Origin of the sequence: Pseudoalteromonas aurantia, assembly GCF_005886875.1 — a bacterium.
GTDB classification, from domain to species: Bacteria; Pseudomonadota; Gammaproteobacteria; order Enterobacterales; family Alteromonadaceae; genus Pseudoalteromonas; species Pseudoalteromonas aurantia_A.
Genome location: NZ_PNBY01000137.1, coordinates 1 through 4,939 on the forward strand (window position 1 = coordinate 1; position 4,939 = coordinate 4,939).

The following is a 4,939-nucleotide window of genomic DNA, read 5'->3' on the forward strand; positions in this document are numbered from 1 at the left end:
TCCTAGTTTAGCGCATTGTTATACACGTTAACTTATTAAAATAACTGTTAAAATAAAACTTATGACAAATGCAGTGCTAAATGAGATTAGAGTTGCCTTTTTGTCCATGCTGGATATTTTGTATTTTATTAAACCTGAAAAAGAAGGAGCTAATTCTTTTTGATGCTCGTTAACAACTGAAAGCTCATTTATTTGAATGCCAAAAGTAGCGCAAATTGATTTAACTGACTCTGGCGAAGCTATACCTGATTTTTCAATTCTCTGAATCGTTCTTAAGCTAAGGCCTCTTATTTCCGCAAAGTAAGACTGACTCCAAGCTTTAGACTCTCTAAGTTGCTTTAGTTTTGCTTTATCAAGTTTCATTTCCATCACTGCTTCCTCCTATATAAAAGTTCACACTATTATGAAGAGAAATCCTATCTTTCTAAACGTCATCTATATGACAGCCCAGCGTCATTGTTGCGTCATGAGTGTATAAACATAATGACTCCCACACGGTGCTAGCCTCCGCATTTTCGTGGGTTAGCTTAAAGCCAGAGCCATACTTAGTTTGTCAAATTACTAAATAGCAGAGGCTAGCATGACTAAACATAACATACTTTTCATTGGCTTAGATACTCATAAAGAGTTTAATGAAGTGGCTTATAAGAAACAATGACACCCACTTGAAATTAGAATCAATAAACAGACCACGTTCAACCTAAAATATCGCTTAGTTAGTAAAATTGAATTAACTACATGTGCTATAAGCTCAAAAATAGAGAAAACTGAACTCATGCCCAGCAACAATTTTGGATGGGTGTCCAGTCAAATTCAGTTCAACACCCAGATAAGGTGTCGGCTGCGCGACACCTATCCTTATTTGTTAGGCTTTATTTAAAATCACGAGACAACATTTGTGAGGCGGCAGAAGCTGTATATATACCTACGCCTTTTATTTGTTTCGCTACCTCATAGCCTTCATCTCTGAATTGAGAAAGCATTTCACTTAGTTTTGTTAGCCTGTTTGTATTTAACACCATCCTAACGGCTGTGCCACGACACAAATGAGCTAGCTCTATATGAGATTTTCCAGACTCATCCAGACGTATTCCGTGATCACCGCTACATAAAGTAAATGACCCGCCTAAACGACAGATTCTATTAATCATGTATAAACCAAAACCAGAGTTGTGCCATGGGTCATCTTTATCAATAACCGCACCCTTATAGTTTTTGCTTGATATAGCTGGCATTAAAGCTTGCTGTATAGCGTCACAATGACTATCAACTTGAATAAATGGATTGTTCTTTAACGAAGCGCCTAACCCTATACCGTTATCAACAACAGCTATTTCTACTTTGTTGTATGCTGGCCAATATTGAGCACAGTATTCGATTGTCTTTGAATTACTATGCTCAAATACATTTCGGAGTATTTCTCGAATTGAAAAAGTAAGAGCATCAACTAAATGGCTTGAATCTTGTCGTGATAAAATTTGTGCTAATTGTTCAGCCCTTTTTTCAATTATATTCTGTTCAACGTCCCACTCTTTGCTAGCTTCATCGACAATTGTTTGAACACGTAAAATTGTGAATGGAACAAAATTACCATTACCATTTGTACAATTTGGTTCCCTGCCATGTTTTAATCCAAATGCTCTGAAAAAAGCCATGTTTGCAGCATATTCTTTTTCATGGTGCCCAATAGCAGACATTGAAACTTTTGGATTTTTTCTAGAGAAATCACGAATGAACTTAGCAACATAAACCATTGTAAATGGCTCTATGCGACCAAGATTGGAAAAATTTATTAATAATTCATCAGCATCTGAATGCTGACTTACTTGGTCACAGAAGTTAAAAATTGCTTGTTCTGTACATGAATTTGGAAAAAATACTTCTGCCAATTTAAACTCCGTTTTAGATTAATGCACTTAAAGCCTAACGCCTCATTCAGAGGCAATAAAATAGCTGGTTAAAATTAGCGAGGTACGAGCAAAAACCAGCTGTTTTTTGTCCTGCTGAAATGACTTGTTATAGCGCTAAAGCACTATGCCATTAAAATTAGATATTAGATCAATAAAACCTTCTCTATTTTGCTTATCTAAAATTTTACAGTCACTATGCAAACTATAATCAATGGCGTTGATTTTATTAATTTTTTTATATTTATCACTATTATATTCCTCATCTTTTAAGGTTGAAGTTAATATAACCTGTCTACTCAATTTACTATATATATTGAGCATGCTTTCTTCTTTATTTGTTGATAATTCACCATCACGAAAAGAATCTACAATTAATGGAAAGTCATGATTCAGCGCGCGACTTAACGCGATCAATTTACAAAAATAAAATTCTTGCCCTTCACTACCAGAGAAAGTTGAGTCTCTTTTCGTAAAAATATCCTCAAACGTCAAATTTCCATTTGGATCTATAGATTTATAAATAGAACTCATGTCATTTAATAAGTTTAAGTCGAAGGTTTTCTTATCCGTTTTTAAAGCATCATCAATTTCTATTGATGACGCTAATTGATCTTGCAGTGATTCTATTTCTCTAGATAACGAAAATGAGTCATTATCATAATTTTTTTCAGAAACAACTTGCTCGCTGTACAAAATTATTTGTTGAAAACTAGGAGGAGCTTCTTCCATTTCGTCATTGAGCTGATCTTGTAAAAAATTTATCTCTCTCGTCAGGTCATTAATTAGCTCAACTTTTTGTGTAATGTTTTCAGAAATAGAATTCAAAATTCCGTTTCTAACATCGATATTACTAACTTCAAAAGTTAAATCAGTGTTCGAATATACTATTTTGTCGCTTCCGCAATCACCGCATTGCACATTCCCTTCACTTAAATCTCGATTTAAAGACTTCAGTTCAGAAACCAATTGCTCTAGCTTAGACTTCCGGTTTATTTCTCTTTGCCTCGAACGCCTTACTTTTGAAAGTTTTTCATTAATACCACTAATGGACTTGATTTTTTCTTGAACCTTATTTGAATCGAAAGTTTTAGAAAAAACTTCAGCAACGTTGGGGTTTTGCTTAATTATAGAGATTTTCTTTTTCGTTTCTTTTAGCTTTATTTTAAGCTCAGCTATCTTATTTTTTGTGGCTTGAATATCGCTTAGGTTTGCAGTGCTAGTCGATAAACCAGCTAAAGCATGTACCATATTTTTAAAGTCTTGTTTATTAAACTGCCCCTTACTGATGAGTCCTGATGGATTCCGACTATCTTGCCCAATAAAGAAAAGTTCATAGAGTAGACTTAAATCCACAAGAGTCGCTCTATTATCTTTTTGTACTTTCGGTATACGAAATACGAATTTATCTAAAAAGTACCTAAGCTCCCCCACTGAATTGAATATTTGCATCGCCCCATCTGTTTTTAAAGCAACGGTATTCTTTTTCCTTAAAAATTCATAAGACTCACCATTGACTTCAATCTCAGAATAAAAATATTTATCTTTATAGTGAAAAGAGCTCGGAAATATCGATTCATAACCTAAGGAAAACATCAAACCTTGCATCACAAGAGTTTTCCCACGATTGTTATCATCGCTATAGATAACATTCACCCCACCAGTAAGCCTACTTTCAATAAATGCTTCCTGATTATCCCCAAACGCTATTTTTTTAATCTGCATTTTCAAGTCCTGTTTTGACAAGAGATATCATATATTTAACAGTATGTTCCGTTAAATATGGAGTTCTAATCTTTATTTTTGAAATTAAAACTTCATATATTTCGGTCATTTTATTTTTAGGGTTGCCTTTGAGTAACTCGATAATTTTTTCTGATAATTTCCAAAACTCCCTGCACCCATTTTTATCAAAGAAAGCTCGACTTAAGTTTTCATTGCATTCTTGAAGCAAGTCTTTAATTTCTTCTTCATCTTTCCCTTCTATGACACTAAAAAATGCAATAGGAATGCCCGGAAACGAAAAAACATCAATCCCAATTAACCGATTAATCAACAATGTGTTAATTTCAGATTTAGTTATGTGTCTTTCAAACTTTAAAACTTCGGAAGGTTTAACAATACTTTCATTTTCAATATATGTGCTTTTCAATGAAGCTTGAGCATTTCTAATTTCGTTGAAGATCCTCTCATATATTTCTTCGGTTATGGCTCTCTTATTTTTGAATTTTGAAATTTTTTTGATGTATGTACTTATTTTTTTATTATCTTCAACGAAGGTTACTTTTGATAAAAAATCGATAAAAAGTGGTGGCACACTACCTAGATTATTACCGTTAATTTTTTCCTTAAGTTTCTTTTCTATCCCTTTTTTCTGCTTTAAATTTATATTTGAATATCCATACACGTTTAAGCCACTATCTATGAGGTAATCTCTCGTAAGCTTAGGTATAAATAAAATATATTCAGAAAAAGATATTGAGGAAATATAATTATCGTAGAGAGTCGATAAACTTTCCCCTATTTTGGAAGGTGGAAGGCTACTATGGTTTTTGCTTTGTACGTCCCACAGCTTACTAAAATCAAGATTGGAACCTGTAACATCATTGAAGCAATCAACTGTAATTATTTCTATTTCAGCACTATCACTTCGCATCCCTAATAAATAAAGCATTGACTTTGTTTCAAAATCAGAAGCTTTCTTATTGTTAATTTCAGTGTTTTTAAAAGTGTACAATCATATTTCCTTTATAATCATCGTCGACAAAAACTTTCTGTTCACTATTAAGCGGCAAAATTGTTGGCTAAAATTAACGAGGCACGAGTAAAAGCCAACTATTTTTGTCCGTTTTAATGCATTACTACTCTATATATCCAAGCCGTCCATAGGGCATAATATTTCATCTTTAATGTGCTCAAGGTTGGCATTTTTTAAAAAGAAATAGAATGTAGAATCGACAATTTTTAACTGTCTAGAGTTTGAATCATATGCTATTACAGGCGGGCGAATACCCAGGGCAAGATCATGAACT

The 4,939-nt window shown here is 33.4% G+C and carries 4 protein-coding genes; all 4 read right to left on the bottom strand.

All coding sequences use genetic code 11. From position 1 onward, the window contains the following. Positions 1-27 precede the first annotated feature (27 nt). A complete protein-coding gene (locus CWC18_RS19590; RefSeq protein WP_138675933.1) occupies positions 28-369 on the bottom strand; it encodes a helix-turn-helix transcriptional regulator in 342 nt (113 codons plus the stop codon). 503 nt (positions 370-872) lie between these two features. Continuing rightward, positions 873-1,889, bottom strand: a complete 1,017-nt coding sequence (locus CWC18_RS19595; protein WP_138675934.1) for an ATP-binding protein — start codon at positions 1,887-1,889, stop codon at positions 873-875. A gap of 135 nt (positions 1,890-2,024) precedes the next feature. Beyond that, positions 2,025-3,632: a hypothetical protein gene (locus tag CWC18_RS19600; protein ID WP_138675935.1), complete on the bottom strand. Its 1,608-nt coding sequence runs from the start codon at positions 3,630-3,632 to the stop codon at positions 2,025-2,027. Then, positions 3,622-4,644, bottom strand: coding sequence for a hypothetical protein (locus CWC18_RS19605; RefSeq protein WP_138675936.1), 1,023 nt, complete (start codon positions 4,642-4,644; stop codon positions 3,622-3,624). The genes CWC18_RS19600 and CWC18_RS19605 overlap by 11 nt, the downstream gene beginning before the upstream one ends. Between the last annotated feature and the right edge of the window lie 295 nt (positions 4,645-4,939).

Bases quoted from the DNA above. Each gene is read 5' to 3' on its own strand.
- CWC18_RS19600 (WP_138675935.1), bottom strand. From the start codon at position 3,632: ATGCAGATTAAAAAAATAGCGTTTGGGGATAATCAGGAAGCATTTATT.
- CWC18_RS19590 (WP_138675933.1), bottom strand. From the start codon at position 369: ATGGAAATGAAACTTGATAAAGCAAAACTAAAGCAACTTAGAGAGTCT.